A 23,497-nucleotide genomic window follows, 5' to 3' on the forward strand; every position below is an offset into this window, starting at 1 on the left:
TCGGTTTCGAGCCGCTCAAGTCTAACAGATCGCTTTTCCGCGCCGGATCCGCAGGGTCAGCGGTCTCCGAGGATGCGGCGGATCCGCTCGAGGCGCGCACCGATGTCGCGCTCCGCACCGAGGTTCTTGGGGTCGTAGTAGTGCCGACCGTCGAGTTCGTCCGGCAGATACTGCTGGGGCACGACGCCGAACTCACTATCGTGCGAATAGACGTAGCCGCGGCCGTGGCCCAGACGTTTGGCGCCCGGGTAGTGCGCATCACGGAGATGCAGCGGAACCCGACCGAAACCGCCGGCGCGGATGTCGGCGATCGCCGCGTCGATCCCGACGTACGCGGCGTTCGATTTGGCGGTGGTGGCCAGGTAGACGGTCGCTTCTGCAAGGGGGATGCGACCTTCCGGCATGCCGATGAACGCCACGGCATCTGCAGCCGCCACGGCGATGGCCAGGGCCTGCGGGTCGGCGAGACCGACGTCTTCCGATGCCGAGATCACCAGGCGCCGGGCGATGAAGCGCGGGTCCTCCCCTGCCTCGATCATGCGGGCGAGGTAGTGCAACGCGGCATCGGGGTCGGACCCTCTGATCGACTTGATGAAGGCGCTGATGACGTCGTAATGCTCGTCGCCTTGCCGGTCGTAACGCAGCAGGGCCTTGTCGACCGCCTGGGAGATGTCATCGGCCGAGACCTCGGGCACGGACGCACCGGGCACCGACGCACCGGGCGCCGACGCATCGTTCCCCTCGTCGTCCGCGTCCGCGGCCGTCGCGTGGGACAGTGCGACCGCGGCGCCGGCCTCCAGCCCGGTCAGGGCGCGCCGCGCGTCACCCGAGGCCAGCCGCACCAGAGCCGACCTCGCTTCGTCGCTGAGAGCGACGGATGCGTTCAGACCGCGGGGGTCGGTGACCGCACGATCGACGAGGAGGCCGATGTCGTCGTCGGTGAGCGGCTGCAGCGTCAACAGCAGCGAACGCGAGAGCAGCGGTGAGATGACGGAGAACGACGGGTTCTCTGTCGTCGCGGCGATCAGGATCACCCAGCCGTTCTCGACTCCGGGGAGAAGGGCATCCTGCTGCGCCTTGGTGAAGCGGTGGATCTCGTCGAGGAAGAGGATGGTCGTCTGCCCGTAGAGGTCGCGCTGCGTGACGGCTTCCTGCATGACCTCGCGCACGTCTTTCACCCCCGCCGTGATGGCGGAGAGTTCGACGAATCGCCGACCGGACGATCGTGCGATGGCCTGAGCGAGAGTCGTCTTCCCGGTTCCCGGCGGTCCCCACAGGATGATCGACACGGCCCCGGGGGCTGTCGCTTCGGGGTCGGCGAGTGCGACGATCGGCGATCCCGCACGCAGCAGATGACGCTGGCCCGCGACCTCCGCGAGGGACACCGGACGCATGCGCACGGCAAGGGGCGTCTGCCCGGAGAGCAGCGCAGCAGGGGACGTCATCCCTCCAGGCTAACGTCGGCCCCCGACACTTCGGTGAACCTCCGCATCCGGGTAGGCTCTCAGGCGACGTCGTGGAGCGGCGTTCGGATGGGAGAGCAGGGCATGGCCGCACGCGGTTCCAAGAACGCACAGGCGCGCACATCGGCGGAGCGCGCACGACTGCACACCGCCCGCACCCAGTGGCACGAAGGGCAGATCCGCCGCCGTGTCCGTGACAACACGATCGCCGCCGTCGTCGGCAGCCTCATCGTCGTCGCAGCGATCGGCAGCCAGGTCGTGCACGCCCAGGTCACCGCGCCCGAACCCGAGCCCACCCCCACTCCCTCCGTCGAGCCGACCACCGCTCCGACCGAGACACCCGCGGAGACGCCGGCCCCCGTCCCCTCGGACGCACCGGCGGAGTGACCGCCGACGCGGTTGATCGCCTACCACCGATGCCCTCGGCTCACGGCTCCGATACGGCGAGGCGATAGCCCCGCTTGACGACGGTCTGGACCAGGTCGACGCCACCCAACGACTCCCGCAACCGGGCGACGGCCACCTCCACCGCCCGTCCGCTGCGCTCGCCGCCGGGTAGCTCACGACCGAGTTCCCTTCGCGAGAGCACGCGTCCGCGGGCGAGGAACAGGGCCTCGATCAGGTCCGCTGCGCCACGGGACAGCGGAAGGAAGCGCCCGTCCAGCACGACGCCCCCGCTGCGCACCTCGAGGCTTCCGGCATCGGTGCGCACCGATCCTGCACCGCTTCCGTAGTGTGCGACGACGCATCCGACGAGACCCGTCGGTCTCTCCCGCTCGACGTATCGTGCGTTCAGGCCGGCGTCCTGAAGGCGGCGAGCCTCGCGCTCGTCATCCGAGACCAGGAGCAACCGGCCCGCTTCGGCACGACGGCGATGCGCTTCGAGCGCGCCGCTCCTCGTCGCCGCGTCGATCCATGACGCGGACGACGCGGTGAAGAGCACGGCGTCGGCGCCCCCGGACCCCGCGCGATGCACCGCACGGTACAGCACGCCCGTCGGGGTGGTCACCGGACGGGATGTCACGACGCGCATCACGTCCGCGCCCTCTGCGCCGAGTGCGCGGTCGAGTTCATCCGCTCCGGCGGAACGATTCCCGGCCGCAAATGCTCCTGCCGCCCTCGCCTGGGCCGAGATGATGATCCTGCATCCTGCGAGCACCGGGCGTGCCCCCGAACGCCCGGTCATCACGCGGGATTCTCGGCGCGAAGGGAGACGCCCCGCCGCGGATCGGCGCTCCGACCCCGATCCCTCCAGCCGATCGCGACCGTCGTGCCGTCACCGCGATGCGGGGACTCGGATGAACTCGGATCCGCCGATACCGCGCCGTGTGCGCGCCGCGTCGGTGACGCGGAGTTCGGGTCGGCTCCGGCCGGCAGAGGGGGTGAGGACGCGAGGCCCGCGGCGGTGAGGCCATGCCGCAACCGCGCCTGCTGGTCGTGGGAGACGCCCTGCAGTTCGATCCGGGAGTCGACGATCCGCAACGTCAGGCCCAGGTCCTGCGCAAGACGCCCGATGTCGACGAGATGCCCCGGCGTGAGCTCCGTCCCCGTCACCGTCGACAGCCGCACTCGGCTCCCCTCCGATCGGACCGGGCCCGTGTGCGAATCGAGCCCCTCCTGTGCGCCGCGCGTGCTGAGCGGAGAGCGCTCCGTCGCCAGTTCCGCGAGCGCGCGTGCCACAGCCAGGGTGCAGCGCTCGCACTCCGGGTCCCGCCCGAAGCGGGCTCCGACCGCGCTGAACGTGAACACCTCGTCCGCGCGGAGCACTGCCAGGAGCTCCTGCGACGACATGCCGATGTGCACGCAGACCGCACGGGAGTCGTCGGGATGCGCTGCCCGGCGCAGTTCGGCAGCGAGCTCGCCACGCGCCGGTCCACCGACGAGCCGACGAAGAACGCCAAGACCGCTCGTATCGCCCATGAGAATTCCGCCGAGGAGCGTCTGCGCATCGTCGGTGAGCACGAGCTTTCGGTAGACACCGGTGCCTCGCGAGCGATGCGTGACGACCTCGACGGTGTCGGGATCGGCGTCGCGCGTCGCTGGCTCGCCGAAGCACGCGAGATCGACGCCCGCGATGGTGCGGTGCACGTCTCGTCGGTGCCCGCCGAAGCGCTCCCCTCCCCCGAGCAGACGCGCGGCCGCCACCTCCGCCATGGCATATGCGGAAGCGGCGGCGTCGACGCAGCGTCCGTCGACGCAGGCCGCCTCACCGATCGCGAGGATGCGCGGATCCGATGTCGTGCAGCGATCGTCGACGATCACTCCTCCCTGCGGGTGCACGTCGAGTCCGGCATTGCGCGCGAGTTCGTCCCGAGGTCGCACGCCGACGGTGAAGACGACGAGGTCGGCGCGTTGGAAGGTACCGTCCTGGAACTCGAGCGCCGTGACGGCTCCCGAGTCGTCCGGATCGAGCCGCGTCGTCCTGGTCCGAGTGCGGACAGCGATGCCCCGTTCTTCGAGGGCGCCGCGCAGGACGTCTGCTGCAGCTTCGTCCAGCAGGGAGGGAAGGAGACGATCCGCGTACTGCACGATCGTCGCGCCGACGCCGGCGTCGTCGAGTGCTGCAACGGTGTCGATTCCGTGCTGCCCGCCACCGATGACAACGCCTCGCAGCGGACGGCCGAGGGCACGCGATCGCGAATCGACGAAATCCCGCACCGACTCCGCGTCCTCGATGGTGCGCAGGACGAAGCAGCCGGGGAGGCGAGCCCCTGACACCGCCACCCGCCCCGCGAACGACCCGGTGGCCAGCACGAGCACGTCGTAGGAATAGGAGCGTCGGGATCGTGTGCGCACCACCCGCGCCGACCGGTCGATGCGGAGCACGCGGTCGTCACGGATCAACCGCACACGGTCGTCGCGGAACACCGTTCGGTCGAGCTGGAGATCCTCGACCTCCCGGCCGGTGAGGACACCCACGAGAGCGGATCGGTCGTACGGGCCATGTCCCTCATCGCCGATGACCGTGACCCGCACCGCCGCACCCGGGTCGCGAAGCAGGCGCTCCACGAAACGGTGCGCCGCCATCCCCGCGCCGACGACCAGGATCTCGTGCGGCGGGGAAGTCGTGTCCTTCATACTGCTCCTGTCGACCGGAAGGCTGTCGTGCTCGCGACGATAGGAGCATCGTGTTTCCCGGAGATGACGGAGAATGTGTCCTGCGTCGAAAGTTCTCCTCACAGAACGGTAACGATCATCGAAGTCCTGGGACCTCACCCGCGACGCTCCGGCGTACTAGGCTGAGCCTCGTCCTTTCCGCCTCCCGCGGCCCGACCGCGCAAGGAGAATCACGTGTCTGCCAACGAGCCCACGAAGCCGACTCCCCCCGTCCCCGGCCCCCCTGCCGTACCGATGCCGCGCAAGGCGCCGACGCCGGCCGCCGTCGCGCCCGTCGCCCCGGTGCCTGCGGCATCCTCGACATCAGCGGAATGGGGTCGCGTATCCGAAGACGGGACCGTCGAGGTCAAGGAGGGCGAGGCCTGGCGCGTCGTCGGCCAGTACCCCGATGGGACTCCCGACGAGGCCCTCGCCTACTTCGTCCGCAAGTTCGATGACATCGCCTTCAAGGTGCACGCTCTCGAACAGCGTCATCAGGCCGGCGGAGCGTCGGCGAGCGATCTCGCCAAGCAGGCCTCGCACCTGATCGACGAAGCGACCGATGCCGCTGCCGTCGGCGACCTCGCCGGCCTGCGCGATCGACTCAACGCCTTGACCTCGTCCCTCTCCGAGGCGACCGAGCAGGAGGCACAGCACGCCAAGGAACTCGTCGACAAGGCGATCGCCGAGCGCACGGTCCTCGTCGAACGTGCCGAGGCCATCGCCGCCCGCGATCTCAGCAAGGTGCAGTGGAAGCAGGTCACGGCCGAGCTCGGCGAACTGTTCGATGCCTGGCAGGCGCAGCAGCAGAACGGGCCGCGCCTGTCGAAGGGCATCTCCCAGCAGCTCTGGAAGCGATTCCGCGACGCTCGCGCCGTCGTCGACAAGCAGCGCCGCGCGTTCTACTCCGAGCTCGACGACGCGCACAAGGTCGCCCGCGACGCGAAGACCCGTCTGGTCGAGCGTGCCGAGGCACTCGCCCCGCGTGGCACGGACGGCATTCCCGCGTACCGGAACCTGCTCGACGAGTGGAAGGCATCGGGCCGCGCCGGCCGCAAGGCCGACGACGCTCTCTGGGCGCGCTTCAAGGCTGCCGGCGACGCGCTCTACGCCGCCCGCGCCGAGCAGGCCGCCGCAGAGGAAGCGGATTCCGCCCCGAAGATCGAAGCCCGCGAGGCGCTCCTCGAAGAGGCGAAGGCCGTGGCCGACGAGTCGAACATCAAGCGTGCCCGCGCTCTCCTCACCCGCATCCAGCGGCAGTGGGACGAGATCGGTCGCATCTTCCCTCGGGAGAAGGAACGTGCGCTCGACGACAAGCTCCGCGCCATCGAACAGGGGCTCAAGGGCCGCGAAGACGTGGACTGGAAGAAGAACAACCCCGAGACCAAGGCTCGCGCGAACGACATGAGCTCGCAGCTGCTCGAGGCCATCGAGAAGCTCGAGGCCGAAGTCGCCGCGGCAGAGAAGTCGGGCGACAAGAAGGCGGCCAAGGCGGCAACGGATGCCCTCGAGGCACGCCGCGCGTGGCTCAGCGCCCTCGGGAGCTGACCCGTTCTCCACAGGTCGCTCAGCACTGCTGAAGAGACGGGGTGCACTACGTCAGACTGACGTGATGCACCCCGTCTTCCTGTATGTCCCCGGCGATCGGCTGAGCCTGTCCGAACTCAGCGCCGCGCGGATCGACGGCCATGTGGTCGAGGTCGGCGAGGTCTACGTCCCGGCTGACCTCATCGAAGGACCGGATGTCAGGGCAGGTGCAGTCGGGTCCCTCGTGCAACCGGGAACCGCAGCCGCGGGTCCGACTGCTGCCTGGATCCACGGCGCCGGTGACACCCCGCCCGTCGTGCACCATGTGCGACGCTGCGTCGAGAGACGGATCCGCGCGAGCACCAGCGCACGCCTCGTGTTCCACGACACCGTGCTCCCGGCGTCTGACGTGCAGGTGCTCGGCGGAGTCCGAGTGGCGCGGCCGGAACGGACGATGCTCGATCTCGCAACGGCTCTCCATCGCGACCCCCGAATGCTGACCTGGATGGAACGACTCGCGCTGGTGTTCCCCGATGCCCCGGCGGCCGCAGCCGACGTACTGCGCGGCATGAGCCGCGTTCCGGGAAGCAGAGCGGGATCGGCGGTGCTCGAGAGACTCGCCCTCAGGAGGAGGTGACGCGGTAGACGTCGTACACGGCGTCGATCCTGCGTACGGCGTTGAGCACACGGTCGAGGTGCACGGCATCGCCCATCTCGAACACGAACCGACTCAGTGCCAGACGCTCGTCGGTCGTCGTGACCGTCGCCGACAGGATGTTGACGTGGTGCTCGCTCAGCACGCGGGTGACGTCGGAGAGCAGCCCGGAGCGGTCGAGCGCCTCGACCTGGATCTGCACCCGGAACACGCTCTTGGTGGTGGGCGCCCACGACACCTCGACGAAGCGGTCCTGCTCCGCACCGAGGGCCTTCACGTTCACGCAGTCCGCTCTGTGCACGGAGACACCACTGCCGCGGGTCACGAATCCGACGATCTGGTCCCCGGGGACCGGGGTACAGCACTTGGCGAGCTTCACGAGGATGTCGTTGGCTCCGCGCACGAGCACGCCCGAGTCACCGGATCGCGGCTCCCGGGTCTGGACGCTGCCGGGAAGGTCGATGGCACCGGTGGTCGGATCGTTCACCGCGACGAGAGCGGTGACCTTCTCCAGCACCGACTGCGTGGACACGTGGCCTTCACCGACAGCGGCGTAGAGCGCCGAGACGTCTTCGTAGTGCATGCCCCGCGCCACCTCGGTGAACGAGTCATGGCTCATCAGGCGCTGCAACGGCAGGTTCTGTCGGCGCATCGCGCGCGCGATGGCCTCCTTGCCCTGCTCGATCGCCTCTTCGCGGCGCTCCTTCGTGAACCACCCGCGGATCTTGTTGCGGGCGCGGGTGCTCGCGACGAAGCCGAGCCAGTCCTGGCTGGGACCGGCATCGGGGTTCTTCGAGGTGAAGACCTCGACGACGTCACCGCTCTTGAGCTCGGACTCCAACGGCACCAGGCGTCCGTTGACCTTCGCGCCCATCGTGCGGTGCCCGATCTCGGTGTGCACGGCATACGCGAAGTCCACGGGAGTGGCGCCGGCGGGGAGTCCGATCACCCGCCCCTTCGGCGTGAAGACGTAGACCTCCTTCGCGCCGATCTCGAACCGGAGCGATTCGAGGAACTCGCCCGGATCGGCGGTCTCCGCCTGCCAGTCGGAGATGTGCGCGAGCCACGCCATGTCGGTGTCGGAGGCACGGACCTCGGTCTTGCCACCGCCGTTCATCCGCTCCTTGTACATCCAATGCGCCGCCACACCGTACTCGGCCTGCTGGTGCATCTCGTGGGTGCGGATCTGGATCTCGACGGTGCGGCCGGCGGGGCCGATGACGGTGGTGTGCAGCGACTGGTAGAGGTTGAACTTCGGCGTCGCGATGTAGTCCTTGAAGCGCCCGGGCAACGGGGTCCAGCGCGCGTGGATGGCGCCCAGCACCGCGTAGCAGTCGCGCACGGAGGCGACCAGGACGCGGATGCCGATCAGGTCGTAGATGTCGTCGAACTCACGCCCGCGGATGACCATCTTCTGGTACACCGAGTAGAGCTGCTTCGGACGCCCGACGACCTTGCCGCGGATGCGGAGGTCGCGCAGATCCTCGTCGATCTCCTCGACGACCTGGTTGAGGTACTTCTCGCGCTGCGGAGTGCGCTGCGCGATGAGACTGTGGATCTCGTTGTAGATCTTGGGATGCAGCACCGCGAAGGAGAGATCCTCGAGCTCCGACTTGATCGCCTGGATACCGAGACGATTCGCCAGCGGAGCATAGATCTCCAGAGTCTCCTTGGCCTTCTTCGCCGCTTTCTCGGGCGGGACGAAGCCCCAGGTCCGCGCGTTGTGGAGGCGGTCGGCGAGTTTGATCAGCAGCACCCGGATGTCCTTCGACATCGCCACGATCATCTTGCGCACGGTCTCGGCTTGGGCGCTCTCGCCGTACTTGACCTTGTCGAGCTTGGTGACGCCGTCGACGAGCATCGCCACCTCGTCGCCGAACTCGGCGGTGAGGTCCGTCAGGGCATAGCCCGTGTCCTCGACGGTGTCGTGCAGCAGTGCGGCCGCGATCGCCCGTGGGCCGAGTCCGAGCTCCGCGAGGATCTGCGCGACGGCGAGCGGATGCGTGATGTACGGCTCGCCGCTCTGCCGCTTCTGCCCCTCGTGCTTCTCCTTCGCGACGGCGTAGGCCCGTTCGATGACAGAGAAATCACCCTTCGGGTGATTCGCGCGGACGGTGCGGATCAGGTTGTCGAGATCGTTGATCCTCGACGCGCGGGAGAAGATGCGGGGAACCAGCCGTCGCAGACTCGAGCCCTGCGATGACGTCTGCGGTTCCGCCATCTACTCACCTCCTGATCGATCAATCCTACGCGTGCTGTGCGGGACCGGGCCCGCTGAGGAACCCGATCAGACCTCGACGGCCGCCCTGCTGCGAGCCTCGCGGATGCGGGCGTCGCGGGCTTTCAGCTGCGGCTCGTTCTCGCGGAACAACGAGTAGAGCGGAGCAGCCACGAAGAGCGTCGAGTAGGTCGCCACCAGGATGCCGACGAAGATCGACAGCGAGATGTCGGTGAGCGACTCCGCACCGAGCCAGAAGGCGCCGATGAAGAGCACAGCGCCGACCGGCAGCGCCGCGACCACAGAGGTGTTGATGGAACGCACGAGCGTCTGGTTCACCGCGAGGTTCACCGACTCCCCGAACAGCCGGGCGGACTTCTCCCCGTCTTCCGTGGTGTTCTCCCGGATCTTGTCGAACACGACCGTGGTGTCGTACAGCGAATACGCCAGGATCGTCAGGAAGCCGATCACCGCGGCGGGCGAGATCTCGAAGCCGGCCAGCGCATACACGCCTACCGTGATCACCAGCACGTCAAGCAGACCGATGATGGCCGCGGCCGACATCTTCCACGTGCGGAAGTAGATCGCGAGGATCAGGAACGTGAGGGCCAGGAAGATCGCGAGGCCCCACAGGGACTGCTTCGTGACGTTCTCACCCCACGCGGGTCCGATGAACGACGACGTGACGTCGGACGGATCCACACCGTAGGCCTCTGCCAGAGCTTCGCCGACCTGCTGGGTCTCGGCCGCACTCATCTGGTCGGTCTGGACGCGCACATCCTTGCCGCTGACGACGACGACCTTGGTGGCGGCCCCCGGTACGACCGACTGCACGGCGGTGGTGGCGGTCTCCTGGTCGAGGCTGTCCGGTGCCTGCACCGTGAACTGCGATCCGCCGGTGAACTCGATCGAGAACTGGATCGGACGGATGAGCGGTACGAGTGCCGAACCGACGACGAGGGCGATCGCGATGATGAACCACAGCCGGCGCTTGCCGACGAACGGGAAAGACGTCTTGCCCGAATAGAGGTTGTTGCCGAACTCATTCATGGAAGGCATCAGGCGTCTCCCTCACTTCCGGCGTTGGTGGGTTTGTCGCCCGCGAGGGCCTCGGCGCGTTTACGTTCGGCGATGGTCTGTCGACGATCCGCCTCACCGCGCGAGCGGGCGTTCTTCGCACCCCGACCTGCGGATGCAGTGGTGACCTCGCGGTACTGCGACCGGCTGCGGTAGACGGCACCGAGAGCCTCGGGGTCGAGACCGGAGAGCTTGTGTCCGCCGCCGAAGAAACGCGTGCGAGCGAGCAGCTGCATGACCGGGTGCGTGAAGATCACGAAGATGAACACGTCGATGAGCGTCGTGAGTCCGAGCGTGAACGCGAATCCCTTCACCGTGGCGTCGGCCAGGATGTAGAGGACGAGCGCGGCCAGGATGTTGATCGACTTGGAGATGTAGATCGTCCGCTTCGCGCGACCCCAGCCGTCCTCCACCGCGGCGGTGATGGACTTGCCGTCACGGAGCTCGTCTCGTATTCGCTCGAAGTACACGATGAACGAGTCGGCCGTGAAGCCGATGGAGACGATCAGACCGGCGACTCCCGCGAGCGAGAGCCGGAAGCCGATGCGCCAAGCCAGGATGCAGATGATGATGTAGGTCAGGATCGCCATCACCGCGATCGACGCGATGATCACCGACCCGAGCGCTCGATAGACGATCAGGGAGTAGATCGCCACCAGCGCGAGACCGATGAGCCCGGCGATCAGACCGATCTGCAGCTGCTGGGTGCCCAGCGTCGCCGAGATCGTGTCCGAGCTCTGGACCGTGAAGCTGAGCGGAAGGGCACCGAACTTGAGCTGGTCGGCCAGGGTGGTCGCCGACTCCTGCGTGAAGCTGCCCGAGATGCTGGGGCGCCCGTCGAGGATCTGCCCGTTCATGCGCGGGGCGCTGATCACGTTGCCGTCGAGCACGAACGCGAACTGGTCACGCGGGGTGAGACCGTCGATGCGGTTCTGGTTCAGCCGCGTGCTCACCTTGCCGAACGCATCGGCACCATCGGCGTTCATCGTGAGCTGGACGAGCCATGCACCCGACTTCGGGTCGCGGCCGGCTGCGGCATCGGTGATCGCGGTGCCGTCGAGCTCGGCCGGTCCGAGGAGGTACTTCGCTGACCCATCGGCCGAGCACGCGATGAGCGGCTCGTCCTTCGGCGCCTTCGCGGCGTCGTTGTCCGGGTTCGCGCAGTCGTAAGCCTGGAACTCCGCTGCCAGCTTGTCCGTCACCCAGGAGAGGTCGCTCGCGTCGGTCGGCTCAGCCGTCGGCGTCGAGTTGAGTCCCGGGTCCGGGCTGGGGTACGGCGTGGAGTTCCCGTCCTCGCCGACGAACTCGTTGGTCGCCGCCGTCGTGTACAGCACGGGCCGGAACTCGAGCTGCGCACTGGACTGGATCCGCTCCCGTGTCTGCGCGTCCGCCTCGCCAGGGATCTGGACGACGATGTTCTGGCCGCCCTCGGTGGTGATGTCCGCCTCGGCGACACCGGAAGCGTCGACGCGCTGACGGATGATCGCCGCCGCCTGGTCGAGCTGCTCGGAGGACGGCGCCGCGCCGTCCTCGGTCTCCGCGCTCAGAACGATCTGCGTGCCGCCCTGCAGGTCGAGGGCGAGCTCAGGCGACCACGAGCTCGCAGCCTCCCCGTTGCTGTCCTTGAAGACGTAGACGCCCAGCGCATTGATGCCGAAGAGCACGCCCGTCACGAGGAGCAGGCCGAGAAGGACCCGCCAGGCGTGACGGACGGGAGAGGATGAAGCCACGTGTGTTCAGCTTTCTGGAAGGACGGAGATCCGAGCGGCCGTGTCGGCCCCGGGCTTACTTGTCGTCGGCGTCGCGCTCGAGGCGGGCGCGGGTCTCCTCGGGGGTCTCGACGGCCGGAGCGATCGACTCGTCGGCGACCGACGGGTCGACGACCTCATCGGCCGGAGCGTCGACGATGGCGTCCTTGGGCTCGACGACGCGCAGGATGGCCTGGCTGTGGACGTCGATGATGGTGCCGGGAGCGATCTCGACGAGTGCCGGCGTGTCGAGGTCCTCGGGGTCGTAGGAGACGATCGTCCCGTAGATGCCGCCCTGAAGGAGCACCTTGGCGCCCGGAACGGTCTTGGTGGCCTTCTCCTCCTGCTCGGCCTTCATCTGCTTCGTGCGCTTGCGCGTGTTGAAGATCATGAAGACGAGGAGGACGGCGAGAAGGCCGAAGAGCAGGAATTCCATGGGCATGGGGGAAGCGCCTTTCTCAGGTGCACGCTCCAGCCTTTGGGCGCGCGAAGGTAACCGGGAAGTCTTCAGTGATTATAGGTCATCCAACTTAAGCATCCCGTCCGGATGCGGGACGCCCAGATGCGAGTACGCCTCGGGCATAGCCACGCGACCCCGAGGAGTGCGCCCGAGGAAGCCGATCCGCACGAGATACGGCTCCACGACGCTCTCCACCGTCTCCGCCTCCTCGCCGACGGCCACCGCGAGCGTGCTGAGCCCGACCGGGCCGCCACGGAACCGCCGGACGAGCGCTTCCAGGACCGCGCGGTCCAGGCGGTCCAGACCGATCGGGTCGACGTCGTACAGCTCCAGAGCCGCGCGCACCTCGCGGATCGTGGCCACTCCCCCCGTGTGCACCAGGGCGTAGTCGCGCACGCGGCGGAGCAGGCGGTTCGCGATGCGTGGTGTGCCCCGCGAACGGCGGGCGATCTCGGAGAGCGAGTCGGTCGGCAGATCCACACCGAGGACCGCGGCCGACCGGGCGATCACCTGCTCCAGCTCCGACTCCTCGTAGAACTCGAGGTGCCCGGTGAATCCGAAGCGGTCGCGGAGCGGATTGGGCAGCAGCCCGGAGCGCGTCGTCGCGCCGACCAGGGTGAACGGCGAGAGCTCGAGCGGGATGCTCGTGGCCCCCGCGCCCTTTCCCACCATGATGTCGATGCGGTAGTCCTCCATCGCGAGGTAGAGCATCTCTTCTGCGGAGCGCGCCATGCGGTGGATCTCATCGATGAAGAGGACCTCGCCGGGGACCAGACTCGACAGCAGGGCGGCGAGGTCACCGGCATGCTGGATCGCCGGGCCGCTCGAGAGACGCAGCGGACGCTCGCTCTCGTGCGCCACGATCATCGCGAGCGTCGTCTTGCCGAGTCCCGGGGGGCCCGCCAGGAGGATGTGATCAGCGGGACGGCTCTGGATGCGGGCCGCTTCCAGGAGCAGCTGCAGCTGACCGCGGACCTTCTGCTGTCCGACGAACTCCCCCAGGCTCGTCGGGCGCAGGGCGCCCTCGATCGCGAGTTCGGTCTCGTCGGACGGCTCACTGGCGTCGAACGGATCAGACACGCGCCTGGCCTCCCTGAGCCGGCCCGAGAAGGGCGAGAGTGCGTCGGAGCAGCGCGGCGACCGATGCACTCTCCGCCTCGGTAGCCTCTGCCGCGGTCTGGGCTGCGGCTTCCGCGGCCACCTTCTCCGACCAGCCGAGGCCGACGAGCGCTGCGGCCACCTGCGTCACGACGTCCGTGCCTCCCGTGGCGGCGGCCGGCCTCGACGGCGCGGCGAAGGCCTGCACCTTGCCGGCGAGCTGCAGCACGATGAGCTTGGCGGTCTTGGGACCGATCCCGGACACCCGCCGGAACGGGGCGTCGTCTTCGGCCGTGACGGCTTCGGCGATCTGATCACCCGTGAGGTGCGAGAGCACACCGAGCGCCGACTTCGGACCGACGCCGGTCACACCGATCAGCAGACCGAAGATCTCCAGCTCACCCCGGTCGGCGAAGCCGAACAGCGACAGCGAGTCCTCGCGGACGATGAGACTGGTGTGCAGCAGGAGCTTCTCCCCCACCACGGCCGTGTGCGCCACATCAGTGGGGACGGCGACGGCGAATCCGACTCCGCCCACGTCGATGACGACCTGATCGGATGTCGCGTGCAGGACGACACCGTGCAGAGAGGAGATCATCCCCTCAGCCTAAGGCGTCGCTCGTAGGTATGTTCGACCGACACGCTTCTCGGCATCGGCCCAGGCCTGTTGCGCCGGAGTCAGCGCTCCCTGGCCGGGAGATGCAGCGCCTCCGCGTCGCCAGGCGTGGCACAGGGCGATCGCCAGGGCGTCGGCCGCGTCGGCCGGCTGCGGGAGCGCGTCCAGCCGCAGGATGCGGGCGATCATCGTCTGCACCTGCCGCTTGTCCGCCGCGCCGTATCCGGTGACGGCCGCCTTCACCTCGCTGGGGGTGTGCGTCGCCGCGGGGAGCCCGGACTCGGAGGCGATCAGCAGCGCGACGCCGCTGGCCTGCGCCGTGCCCATCACCGAGTGCGTGTTCTGCTGAGCGAACACACGCTCGACGGCCACCGCATCCGGGCGATGCTCGGCAATTACGGCACGGATCCCGGCGGCGACGATCGCGAGGCGATCGCCGGGCTCGGCATCCGGGGACGAGCGGATCACCCCCACGTGCACCAGCGTTCCTCGACGCGAGCCGTCGACGTCGACGACGCCGACACCGCACCGGGTGAGCCCGGGGTCGATGCCGAGCACGCGCAGAGAGGAGGTCACTTCCCCAGGCTAGGCCGCGGCACCGACATGGACCGTCCGGCGCGCCTACGCCTCGTCGTTCTCCAGCTCGGCCTGCACCTCGGGGGTGAGGTCGAAGTTCGTGAACACGTTCTGCACGTCTTCGCTGTCTTCCAGAGCGTCGATCAGACGGAAGATCTTGCGAGCGGTGTCGGCGTCGATCTCGACCTTGAGGTTCGGAACGAACTCGACGTCGGCGGATTCGTAGTCGATACCCGCCTCCTGGAGCGCGGTGCGCACGGCCACCAGGTCGGTGGCTTCGGTGATGACCTCGAAACCCTCGGCATGCGGCTCGATCTCCTCGGCGCCGGCCTCGAGTGCCGCCATCATGACGTCATCCTCGGTGGTGCCCTCGGAGCCGACGACGATGACGCCCTTGCGGCTGAAGTTGTAGGCGACGCTGCCCGGGTCCGCCAGCGTGCCGCCGTTGCGGCTGAGAGCCGTGCGCACCTCTGCGGCCGCGCGGTTCTTGTTGTCGGTCAGACACTCGATCATGAGAGCGACACCGTTGGGTCCGTAGCCTTCATACATGATCGAGAGGTACTCGACGGCCTCGCCGCCGATGCCCGCACCGCGCTTCACCGCGCGGTCGATGTTGTCCTTGGGGACGGAGGTCTTCTTGGCCTTCTGCACCGCGTCGAAGAGCGTCGGGTTGCCCGCAAGGTCGGGCCCGCCGAGCTTCGCGGCGACCTCGATGTTCTTGATGAGCTTGGCCCAGGACTTCGCGCGCCTGGAGTCGATGATGGCCTTCTTGTGCTTCGTGGTCGCCCACTTGGAATGCCCGGACATAAGTCTCCGCTCGTCGTATCCGCGTGAGCTCGCACTCAGCGCGTCGTCCAGTCTAACGAACCGCGCAAGTGGAGCAGGATGGATGCATGCGCCGATCGCGACACATCACCCCTGCATCCCATTCGTCGGACGTGCATGACGGCGAGCCGTCACCGGCCGACTCCTTGCGGTATCTGGTGCATCTGCCGAACGACTACGAAACGGATCCGGACAGGCTCTGGCCCCTCGTGCTGTTCCTGCACGGTGCGGGCGAACGAGGATCCGACGTCGATCTCGCCGCGGTGCACGGGCCGCCGAGGCTGGCAGATGCCGGCCACGAGTTCCCCTTCATCCTCGTCACACCGCAGTGCCCCGAATCGAGTCAGTGGGTCGCCGAGCTCACGACGTTGTCCGTGCTGCTCGACGAGGTCGCCGCGGCGCACCGCATCGATCCCGCCCGCGTAGCCGTGACCGGACTCAGCATGGGCGGGTTCGGGACCTGGAGCCTCGCCGTGCGCTACCCCGATCGGTTCGCGGCGATCGCCCCGATCTGCGGAGGACTGTGGATGCAGAGCGCTGCCCCTATCCGCGCCCTGCCCACGTGGGCGTTCCACGGCGACGCCGACGACGTCGTGCCGATCTCCGCGACGGAGCAGATCGTGGCGGAGCTCAGATCGCTCGACGCCGACGTGCGGTTCACGCGCTATGCGGGCGTCGGTCACGATTCCTGGACCGAGACGTACGCGAACCCCGAGCTCTACAGCTGGCTGCTCTTCCACCGGCAGAACGATCACGACACGGAGCGAGCGGCACCATGAAACCGGGAGCGGACCGCCTCCGACCAGCCTGGAGTGCCCTCCCCGCTTCGCTGCGCACGCAGATCGTCGGCGTGATCGGTGGCGACTTCGTGGGGGACGAACCCGCTCATGGCGGCTTCAGCGCGTCCTATGCGGGCGTCGTGACGACCACCGCCGGTCACGCTTTCGTCAAGGCCTGCGGCGCAGACTGGCACGCGGACTCTCTGCACTTCCTTCGCGAGGAGATGCGCACGCTCGCACATCTGCCGCCATCTGTCGCCCCGCGTCTCCGTGGCGCCATCGACGACGCCGTCGGTACCGCGCTCGTGATCGAGGCCATCGACGGACGCCATCCCGGCCGACCCTGGACGACCGAGGACCTGCATTCCGTGGCACGATCCCTTCGCACCCTGTCGACCACCCCCGCGCCATCGGCGATGCCCCGCGCGGAGGACGGCATGATCCCGGGTTTCACACGATGGCGCGAGATCGCAGCGGATCCACCGCTCCTGGAGGCTCTCCCCCACGGCCTGTCCAGCCGCGTGCGCGCGCTCCTCTCGATGGAGGACTGCTTCCAGGACGCGCTGCACGGCGACGTCATCGTGCACGACGACGTGCGATCAGACAACATCCTGATCAGCGACGGGCGCGCCCATCTCCTGGACTGGCCACACGCGCGACGAGGTGCCGCGTGGATCGATCTCCCCTGTCTGCTGCCGAGCGTCGAGGCGTCCGGAGGGCCGTCCTGCGAAGAGGCCTGGGCCATCTTCGAAGAGCACGGCGCGCCACCTCAGGCTGCACTGCTCCCCGTCATCTCGGCGTTCGCTTCGTTCCTCTGGTATCAACAGGCGCAGCCCGAGATCTCTCAGCTTCCGGGCCTCCGAGAGTTTCAGCGTGCACAGGCGGATCCGGCTCTGCGCTGGCTCGCCACACTGATCTGATCACACCTGCGGCGGTGCCGTCACTCCTCGACGTGCTTCCACCCGTGCGAGGAAGCGCTGGTGAAAGCGCCTCTCCCCCGTGATCTCGGGGTGGAAGCTCAGCCCGAGCAGATTTCCCTGCTCCACCGCGACCACGCGGCCGTCGTCCAGCGCAGCCAGCACCTCTGCACCCGGGCCGACCGATTCGACCACGGGACCGCGGATGAATGCCGCGGAAACGGGTTCGCCCTCGAAGGCGGGAACATCGAGCACAGCCTCGAACGACTCGACCTGACGGCCGAAGGCGTTCCGGCGCACGACGACGTCGAGTCCGCCGAATGACTCCTGGCCGTCGATCGCGTCGACGACGTCATCGGCGAGCATGATCAGTCCCGCGCATGTTCCCAACACCGGCATCCCCGCCGCGATCGCGTCACGGATCGGTTGCTGCATGCCGAAGATGCGGGAGAGCTTGTCGATCACGCTCGACTCGCCGCCCGGGATCACGAGTCCGTCGACGGAGGAGAGCTCGTCGGGTCGACGGACCAGGACCGCATCGGCACCCAACTGCGCGAGCAGGGCGGCGTGCTCTCGCACGTCGCCCTGCAGCGCGAGGACGCCGACGCGGGTCTTACCAGCCACGCTCGGCGAGGCGGTGCGGGGCCGGGAGATCGCTGACGTTGATGCCGACCATGGCCTCGCCCAGTCCGCGCGAGACTTCGGCGATGACCTTGGCGTCGTCGAAGAAGGTCGTCGCCTTGACGATCGCCTTCGCGCGCTCAGCCGGGTTGCCCGACTTGAAGATGCCCGATCCGACGAACACGCCGTCGGCACCGAGCTGCATCATCATCGCGGCATCCGCCGGGGTCGCGACCCCGCCGGCGACGAACAGCACGACGGGGAGCTTGCCCGTCTCGGCGATCTCCGCCACGAGCTCGTACGGCGCCTGCAGCTCCTTCGCGGCGACGAAGAGCTCGTCCTTGGGCAGCGCCGTGAGCGCGGCGATCTCGCCGCGGATCTTGCGGATGTGCTTCATCGCCTCGGAGACGTCGCCGGTGCCGGCCTCGCCCTTGGAGCGGATCATCGCCGCCCCCTCGTTGATGCGACGCAATGCCTCGCCGAGGTTGGTCGCTCCGCACACGAACGGAACCGTGAAGCCGTACTTGTCGATGTGGTTCACGTAGTCGGCCGGCGAGAGCACCTCGGACTCGTCGATGTAGTCGACACCGAGCTCCTGCAGCACCTGCGCCTCGACGAAATGACCGATGCGCGCCTTCGCCATCACGGGGATGGAGACGGCATCGATGATGCTGTCGATCATGTCGGGGTCGCTCATGCGGGAGACCCCACCCTGCGCGCGGATGTCAGCCGGGACGCGCTCGAGGGCCATCACGGCGACCGCGCCGGCGTCTTCGGCGATCTTCGCCTGCTCTGCCGTGACGACGTCCATGATGACGCCGCCCTTGAGCATCTCGGCGAGGCCGCGCTTGACGCGCGCGGATCCGGTGGTTGTCTGCTCTGCCATGGGGAACTCCTGTCGGATGCACCGAAGTCGGTTTTGATCTAGATCAAACATAGCACTGTCCGATTCGACCTAGAATCGCTGAGGAGGACCATGAGCGACCAGATCACAGGCAGCACCGCATCGGACATCGCCGACAGCGTGCGTTCCCTGCGCGACCGCGGAATCCTCCAGGCCGGTGCAGTGCTCCCCCCGGTGCGGGAGCTGGCTGCCACCCTCGGCGTCAATCGGAATACTGCCGTCGCCGCCTATCGACAGCTCGCGCAGGCGGGCCTCGTGATCTCCCGTGGGCGCGCCGGAACCGTCGTCGCCGGGATCGAGGCCGTGGCCCAGGAGGGCTATGCCCCCGATACCGTGCTCCGCGACATCGGCACGGGGAACCCCGATCCGCGCCTCATCCCCGACCCGGCGCCGGCGCTCATGACCATCGCGTCCCGTCCCGTCCTCTACGGCGAGCCCGTGATCGACCGCGGTCTCGAAGAGTGGTCCCGGGACTGGATCTCGACCGACCTCGACGGCGTCGACTTCCGCATCACCGTGACCAGCGGCGCCGTCGACGCCGTCGAGAGGCTGCTCGCGCAGGCGCTCATGCGTGACGACGCGGTGGCTCTGGAAGACCCGTGCTTCCTGGCGAGCATCCACACCGTGCGCCTGGGCGGATACCGGGCCGTCCCCGTGCCTGTCGATGCCGAGGGGATGACGGTCGACGGCCTGCGTTCCGCGCTGGATGCCGGCGTCCGCGCCATCATCTGCACCCCGCGCGCTCAGAATCCGACCGGCGCGAGCCTCACCGCATCGCGTGCCGCCGACCTTCGTGCCGTGCTCGCCGACCACCCGTACGTGCTGATCATCGAGGACGACCATTTCTCGATGCTGTCGCAGCGCCCCTACGAGTCCCTCATCGGCCCCGACCACCGCCGTTTCGCCCTCGTGCGCTCGGTGTCGAAGTTCCTGGGACCGGACATGTGCCTGGCCATCGCCGCCACCGATCCGGAGACCGCGGAACGCCTCGCGATGCGGCTGAGCCCCGGCACCACCTGGGTGAGCCATCTCCTTCAGCGACTCGCCCTCACGCAGTTGACCGACGATGCGGTGATGGCCGAGGTCGCCGCCGCCGCCGCGCACTACGCGCAGCGCAACGCGGCGTTCGCCGGGCGACTGCGTGAGAGCGGCGTCGATGCGACGGTGTCCGACGGCATGAGCCTGTGGATCGAGTTCCCCCGGCCCGCGCGGACCGTCGCCGACCGGCTCATGCGCCGCGGTTGGCTCGCCCGCACCGGAGACGACTTCGCGCTCGATGAGAAGGCCGGACCGTCGCATCACCTGCGCCTGACGGTGCACGACCTCTCGGACGACGAGGCCGAATCACTGGTCGCAGACCTCGTCGCCGCCGGGCGATGACCATCCGTCGCGGGCACCGGCCCGCCCTGAACGAAAGAGTCGGAGAATGAAGATCCTCTCCATCCAGTCAGCCGTGGCCTTCGGACACGTGGGGAACTCCGCCGCCGTGTTCCCTCTGCAGCGCATCGGCGTCGAAGTTCTCCCGGTCTACACCGTGAACTTCTCGAATCACACCGGCTACGGCGCCTGGCGCGGACCGATGATCGCTCCCGACGATGTGCGCGAGGTCATCACGGGCATCGAGCAACGCGGCGTCTTCGGCCAGATCGACGCCGTCCTCAGCGGCTACCAGGGCGGAGAGGGCATCGGCGACGTGATCATCGACGCCGTCGCGCGCGTCAAGTCCGCGAACCCGAACGCCGTGTACGCCTGCGACCCGGTCATGGGCAACGCGAAGTCGGGTTGCTTCGTGGCGCCGGCCATCCCGGTGCTGCTGCGCGAGCGCGTCGTTCCGGTCGCCGACATCATCACGCCGAACCAGTTCGAGCTCGGCTTCCTCACCGACACCGAGCCCGACACGCTCGAGTCCACGCTCGCCTCGGTCGATCTCGCGCACGCGATGGGTCCGCGCACCGTGCTCGTGACGAGTGTCGAGCGCCCCGACCGCGAAGAGGGCACGATCGAGATGCTCGCTGCCGACGGGGAGGGCGCCTGGCTCGTGCAGACCCCGCACCTGCCGATGAAGGCGAACGGCTCAGGAGACGTGACCGCGGCACTGTTCACCGCCCACTACGTCGAGACGGGCAGCGCGAGGATCGCGCTCGAGCGCACGGCATCCAGCGTGTACGACCTGCTCAAGGCCACGCTCGAATCCGGTGAGCGCGAGCTGCAGCTCGTCGAGGCACAGGAGTTCTACGCGAACCCGCAGATGCAGTTCACCGCCCGCCAGGTGCGCTGAACCCCGTACTCGCTCTCGCCGCTCCCCCGCTCGACGGATGCCCGCCGGACGGGTGGGCGGTGAGGGACGAAGCCGTCGGCCTCAGTGGTCGGATTCCGGCCAGGCCGCTGCCACGGCCTCGCGCACCTCTCCGAGGAGCTGGGGAAGCGCCTTGGTCTTCGCGATGATCGGGAAGAAGTTCGCGTCCGACGTCCAACGCGGCACCACATGCTGGTGCAGGTGGGCGTCGACGCCGGCGCCGGCGACCGCGCCCTGGTTCATGCCCAGGTTGAAGCCGTCGCATCGGGACACCTCACGGAGAACCCGCATGGCCGTCTGCGTCAGCGCTCCGATCTCGGCGACCTCTTCCGGCGTCGCCTGGTCGTAGGTGCCGATGTGGCGGTACGGGCAGACCAGGAGATGTCCCGAGTTGTAGGGGAAGAGGTTCAGCAGCACGTAGGCCGTCTCGCCCCGGGCGACGACCAACCGCTCGGCATCCGGGAACTTCGGGGCCTCGCAGAACGGGCACTCCTCGCGCAGCGGCTCCGGCCCCGCCTGGATGTACGCCATCCGGTGCGGGGTCCACAGCCGCTGGAACTCGTCCGGTACGCCGGCGAGGCGACCGGCGTCCTCCAGCGGCTGCTCCCCTTCGGTCACGCCAGGTCCCCTGCCTTCAGCACGAGCGCGTGCGAAGCGATGGCGGCGTTGATCCGGCGCACGGCGTCCGCGACCGGGACGCCGTTCTCCTGCGTGCCGTCGCGGAAACGGAACGACACCGTACCCGCGGCACGATCCTGCTCACCGACGATGAGGATGACGGGCACCTTCGCCGTCGTGTGGGTGCGGATCTTCTTCTGCATGCGGTCATCCGAGTGGTCGACGTCGGCCCGGACGCCCGCAGCGCGCAACTGCCCGATGACGTCGTCCAGGTAGTCGCCGTACTGCTCGGCGACCGGGACGCCGACCACCTGGCTGGGTGCGAGCCAGAGCGGGAAGTCGCCGGCATAGTGCTCGAGGAGGATCGCGAAGAAGCGCTCGACGGAGCCGAGGAGCGCGCGGTGGATCATCACCGGCCGGTGCTTCTGCCCGTCGGGTCCGGTGTACTCCAGCTCGAAGCGCTCCGGCTGGTTGAAGTCGAGCTGGATGGTCGACATCTGCCAGGTGCGGCCGATCGCGTCACGCGCCTGGACGGAGATCTTCGGCCCGTAGAAGGCCGCGCCGCCGGGGTCGGCGACCAATTCGAGGCCGGACTCGATCGCGACCTCACGCAGCGTGTCGATCGCCGTCGACCACTGCTCCGGCTCGCCGAGGAACTTCGGGTTCCCCTCCTCGTTCGTCGACAGCTCGAGGTAGAAGTCATTGAGGCCGTAGTCGCGGAGCAGGTCGAGGACGAGGTTCAGGTTGGTGGTGAGTTCTTCCTTGACCTGGTCCTGCGCGACGTAGATGTGGGCGTCGTCCTGCGTCAGACCGCGCACTCGGGTCAGTCCCGACAGCGTGCCGCTCTTCTCGTAGCGGTAGACCGTCCCGAACTCGGCCAGGCGCAGCGGCAGCTCACGATAGGAGCGCCCGCGCGAGCGGAAGACGAGGTTGTGGAACGGGCAGTTCATCGGCTTCAGGTAGTAGTCCTGACCCTGGCGGGTGATGTTCCCCTCCTCGTCGACGATCTCGTCGAGGTGCATCGGCGGGAACATGCCGTCGGCATAGGTCTGCAGGTGACCCGACGTCATGAAGAGGTCCTTCTTCGTGATGTGCGGGCTGTTCACGAGGTCGTACCCGTTGCGCAGCAAGTGCTTGCGCAGGTTCTCCTCGATCTCGTAGCGGATGATGCCGCCCTTGGGATGGAACACCGCGAGTCCCGAGCCGATCTCGTCGGGGAAGGAGAACAGGTCCATCTCCGCACCGAGCTTGCGGTGGTCGCGGCGCTCCGCCTCGGCGATGCGCTCCTGATAGGCACGCAGCTCGTCCTTGGTCGGCCATGCCGTGCCGTAGATGCGCTGCAGCTGCGGGTTCTTCTCGCTGCCGCGCCAATACGCGGCGGCGATGCGCGTCAGGTCCCAACCGTTACCGATCATGCGCGTGTTGGGCAGGTGCGGGCCGCGGCAGAGGTCCTTCCAGACGACCTCGCCATCACGGGTGGTGTTGTCGTAGATCGTCAGCTCGCCTTCGCCGACCTCGACGGAGGCGCCCTCTGCGGCTTCCTTCCCGCCCTTCAGACCGATGAGCTCGAGCTTGAACGGCTCGTCCGCGAGCTCGGCCCTGGCCTCGTCGTCGGTCACGACACGGCGGACGAAGCGCTGTCCCTCGCGGACGATGCGCTGCATCTCCTTGGAGATCGCCTTGATGTCCTCCGGCGTGAACGGGGTCTCGACCCCGAAGTCGTAGTAGAAGCCGTCGGTGACGGGCGGGCCGATGCCGAGGTTCGCCTGCGGGTTGATGCGCTGCACCGCCTGCGCCAGCACATGGGCTGCCGAGTGACGGAGGATGTTCAGCCCGTCCACACTGTCGATCGTGACCGCTTCGACCACATCGGTGTCGGTCACGGTCGTGGCGAGATCCTTGAGGTCGCCGTTGACGCGCATCGCGACGACGTTTCGGTCAGTGAACAGGGCGAAGCCGTCATTCGGCCGGGCGTTTTCAGGCACAGAAACTCTCCATCTGGG

General features: G+C 68.2%; 22 protein-coding genes. 7 read left to right on the forward strand and 15 right to left on the reverse strand.

The features are described 5' to 3' along the window. Positions 1 to 56: 56 nt before the first annotated feature. Entirely contained in the window at positions 57 to 1,445 is a 1,389-nt protein-coding gene (locus tag L687_RS35700) for a replication-associated recombination protein A (RefSeq protein WP_021200629.1), read from the reverse strand. Positions 1,446 to 1,547: 102 nt separating this feature from the next. Here L687_RS35700 and L687_RS35705 point away from each other — a divergent pair, with 102 nt between their 5' ends. Next, complete coding sequence (locus tag L687_RS35705; RefSeq protein WP_029259264.1) at positions 1,548 to 1,850, forward strand: hypothetical protein; 303 nt, start codon at positions 1,548 to 1,550, stop codon at positions 1,848 to 1,850. 40 nt (positions 1,851 to 1,890) lie between these two features. On the opposite strand, the gene L687_RS35710 is transcribed toward L687_RS35705, so the two are convergent. Further along, complete coding sequence (locus L687_RS35710; protein WP_021200631.1) at positions 1,891 to 2,649, reverse strand: winged helix-turn-helix domain-containing protein; 759 nt, start codon at positions 2,647 to 2,649, stop codon at positions 1,891 to 1,893. Further along, positions 2,649 to 4,541 carry an NAD(P)/FAD-dependent oxidoreductase gene (locus tag L687_RS0121780; RefSeq protein ID WP_052514707.1) on the reverse strand — a complete coding sequence of 631 codons (1,893 nt, stop codon included), beginning with the start codon at positions 4,539 to 4,541 and terminating at the stop codon, positions 2,649 to 2,651. The genes L687_RS35710 and L687_RS0121780 overlap by 1 nt, the downstream gene beginning before the upstream one ends. Positions 4,542 to 4,754: 213 nt before the next feature. Between L687_RS0121780 and L687_RS35715 the strand changes: the two genes are divergently transcribed. Then, a complete protein-coding gene (locus L687_RS35715; RefSeq protein ID WP_021200632.1) occupies positions 4,755 to 6,107 on the forward strand; it encodes a DUF349 domain-containing protein in 1,353 nt (450 codons plus the stop codon). A 64-nt stretch (positions 6,108 to 6,171) separates the two neighbouring features. Then, on the forward strand, positions 6,172 to 6,723 hold the full coding sequence (locus L687_RS35720; RefSeq protein WP_021200633.1) for a type IV toxin-antitoxin system AbiEi family antitoxin: 552 nt from the start codon (positions 6,172 to 6,174) through the stop codon (positions 6,721 to 6,723). On the opposite strand, the gene L687_RS35725 is transcribed toward L687_RS35720, so the two are convergent. The 8 genes from L687_RS35725 to L687_RS35760 form a co-directional block, all read right to left on the reverse strand. Further along, the gene (locus L687_RS35725; protein WP_021200634.1) at positions 6,710 to 8,962 is read right to left on the reverse strand and encodes a RelA/SpoT family protein; all 2,253 of its coding nucleotides are present in this window, start codon (positions 8,960 to 8,962) and stop codon (positions 6,710 to 6,712) included. The two genes, L687_RS35720 and L687_RS35725, sit on opposite strands and share 14 nt — an antisense overlap. Positions 8,963 to 9,028: 66 nt before the next feature. Continuing rightward, a complete protein-coding gene (gene secF, locus L687_RS35730; RefSeq protein ID WP_021200635.1) occupies positions 9,029 to 10,018 on the reverse strand; it encodes a protein translocase subunit SecF in 990 nt (329 codons plus the stop codon). Further along, positions 10,018 to 11,766, reverse strand: coding sequence for a protein translocase subunit SecD (gene secD / locus L687_RS35735; RefSeq protein ID WP_021200636.1), 1,749 nt, complete (start codon positions 11,764 to 11,766; stop codon positions 10,018 to 10,020). The genes secF and secD overlap by 1 nt, the downstream gene beginning before the upstream one ends. A 55-nt stretch (positions 11,767 to 11,821) precedes the next feature. Next, positions 11,822 to 12,220, reverse strand: a complete 399-nt coding sequence (locus L687_RS35740; RefSeq protein WP_021200637.1) for a preprotein translocase subunit YajC — start codon at positions 12,218 to 12,220, stop codon at positions 11,822 to 11,824. A 78-nt stretch (positions 12,221 to 12,298) separates the two neighbouring features. After that, positions 12,299 to 13,324 carry a Holliday junction branch migration DNA helicase RuvB gene (gene ruvB / locus L687_RS35745; RefSeq protein ID WP_021200638.1) on the reverse strand — a complete coding sequence of 342 codons (1,026 nt, stop codon included), beginning with the start codon at positions 13,322 to 13,324 and terminating at the stop codon, positions 12,299 to 12,301. Then, positions 13,317 to 13,940 carry a Holliday junction branch migration protein RuvA gene (gene ruvA / locus L687_RS35750; RefSeq protein ID WP_021200639.1) on the reverse strand — a complete coding sequence of 208 codons (624 nt, stop codon included), beginning with the start codon at positions 13,938 to 13,940 and terminating at the stop codon, positions 13,317 to 13,319. Before ruvA ends, ruvB begins: the two co-directional genes overlap by 8 nt. A 9-nt stretch (positions 13,941 to 13,949) precedes the next feature. Further along, entirely contained in the window at positions 13,950 to 14,534 is a 585-nt protein-coding gene (gene ruvC, locus L687_RS35755; RefSeq protein ID WP_021200640.1) for a crossover junction endodeoxyribonuclease RuvC, read from the reverse strand. 45 nt (positions 14,535 to 14,579) lie between these two features. Continuing rightward, positions 14,580 to 15,341 (reverse strand): YebC/PmpR family DNA-binding transcriptional regulator, encoded by a 762-nt coding sequence (locus L687_RS35760; protein WP_021200641.1) that lies wholly within the window; start codon positions 15,339 to 15,341, stop codon positions 14,580 to 14,582. Positions 15,342 to 15,427: 86 nt separating this feature from the next. Between L687_RS35760 and L687_RS35765 the strand changes: the two genes are divergently transcribed. Then, positions 15,428 to 16,138, forward strand: coding sequence for a carboxylesterase family protein (locus L687_RS35765; RefSeq protein WP_021200642.1), 711 nt, complete (start codon positions 15,428 to 15,430; stop codon positions 16,136 to 16,138). Further along, complete coding sequence (locus L687_RS35770; protein ID WP_021200643.1) at positions 16,135 to 17,058, forward strand: aminoglycoside phosphotransferase family protein; 924 nt, start codon at positions 16,135 to 16,137, stop codon at positions 17,056 to 17,058. Before L687_RS35765 ends, L687_RS35770 begins: the two co-directional genes overlap by 4 nt. Here the strand turns inward: L687_RS35770 and pdxT are convergent, their stop codons facing one another. Continuing rightward, complete coding sequence (pdxT, locus tag L687_RS35775; protein ID WP_021200644.1) at positions 17,059 to 17,679, reverse strand: pyridoxal 5'-phosphate synthase glutaminase subunit PdxT; 621 nt, start codon at positions 17,677 to 17,679, stop codon at positions 17,059 to 17,061. Further along, on the reverse strand, positions 17,669 to 18,562 hold the full coding sequence (gene pdxS, locus L687_RS35780; protein WP_021200645.1) for a pyridoxal 5'-phosphate synthase lyase subunit PdxS: 894 nt from the start codon (positions 18,560 to 18,562) through the stop codon (positions 17,669 to 17,671). Before pdxS ends, pdxT begins: the two co-directional genes overlap by 11 nt. A gap of 90 nt (positions 18,563 to 18,652) precedes the next feature. Here pdxS and L687_RS35785 point away from each other — a divergent pair, with 90 nt between their 5' ends. After that, complete coding sequence (locus L687_RS35785; RefSeq protein ID WP_021200646.1) at positions 18,653 to 19,960, forward strand: aminotransferase class I/II-fold pyridoxal phosphate-dependent enzyme; 1,308 nt, start codon at positions 18,653 to 18,655, stop codon at positions 19,958 to 19,960. A gap of 46 nt (positions 19,961 to 20,006) precedes the next feature. Then, complete coding sequence (pdxY, locus tag L687_RS35790) at positions 20,007 to 20,858, forward strand: pyridoxal kinase PdxY (RefSeq protein WP_021200647.1); 852 nt, start codon at positions 20,007 to 20,009, stop codon at positions 20,856 to 20,858. 81 nt (positions 20,859 to 20,939) lie between these two features. Here the strand turns inward: pdxY and L687_RS35795 are convergent, their stop codons facing one another. Together L687_RS35795 and thrS are read right to left on the reverse strand one after the other, a co-directional pair. After that, the gene (locus tag L687_RS35795; protein ID WP_021200648.1) at positions 20,940 to 21,494 is read right to left on the reverse strand and encodes an HIT family protein; all 555 of its coding nucleotides are present in this window, start codon (positions 21,492 to 21,494) and stop codon (positions 20,940 to 20,942) included. Beyond that, positions 21,491 to 23,416, reverse strand: a complete 1,926-nt coding sequence (thrS, locus tag L687_RS35800; RefSeq protein ID WP_235045245.1) for a threonine--tRNA ligase — start codon at positions 23,414 to 23,416, stop codon at positions 21,491 to 21,493. The genes L687_RS35795 and thrS overlap by 4 nt, the downstream gene beginning before the upstream one ends. Positions 23,417 to 23,497 lie beyond the last annotated feature (81 nt).

It is taken from the genome of Microbacterium maritypicum MF109 (assembly GCF_000455825.1).
Classification (GTDB): domain Bacteria; phylum Actinomycetota; class Actinomycetes; order Actinomycetales; family Microbacteriaceae; genus Microbacterium; species Microbacterium maritypicum_A.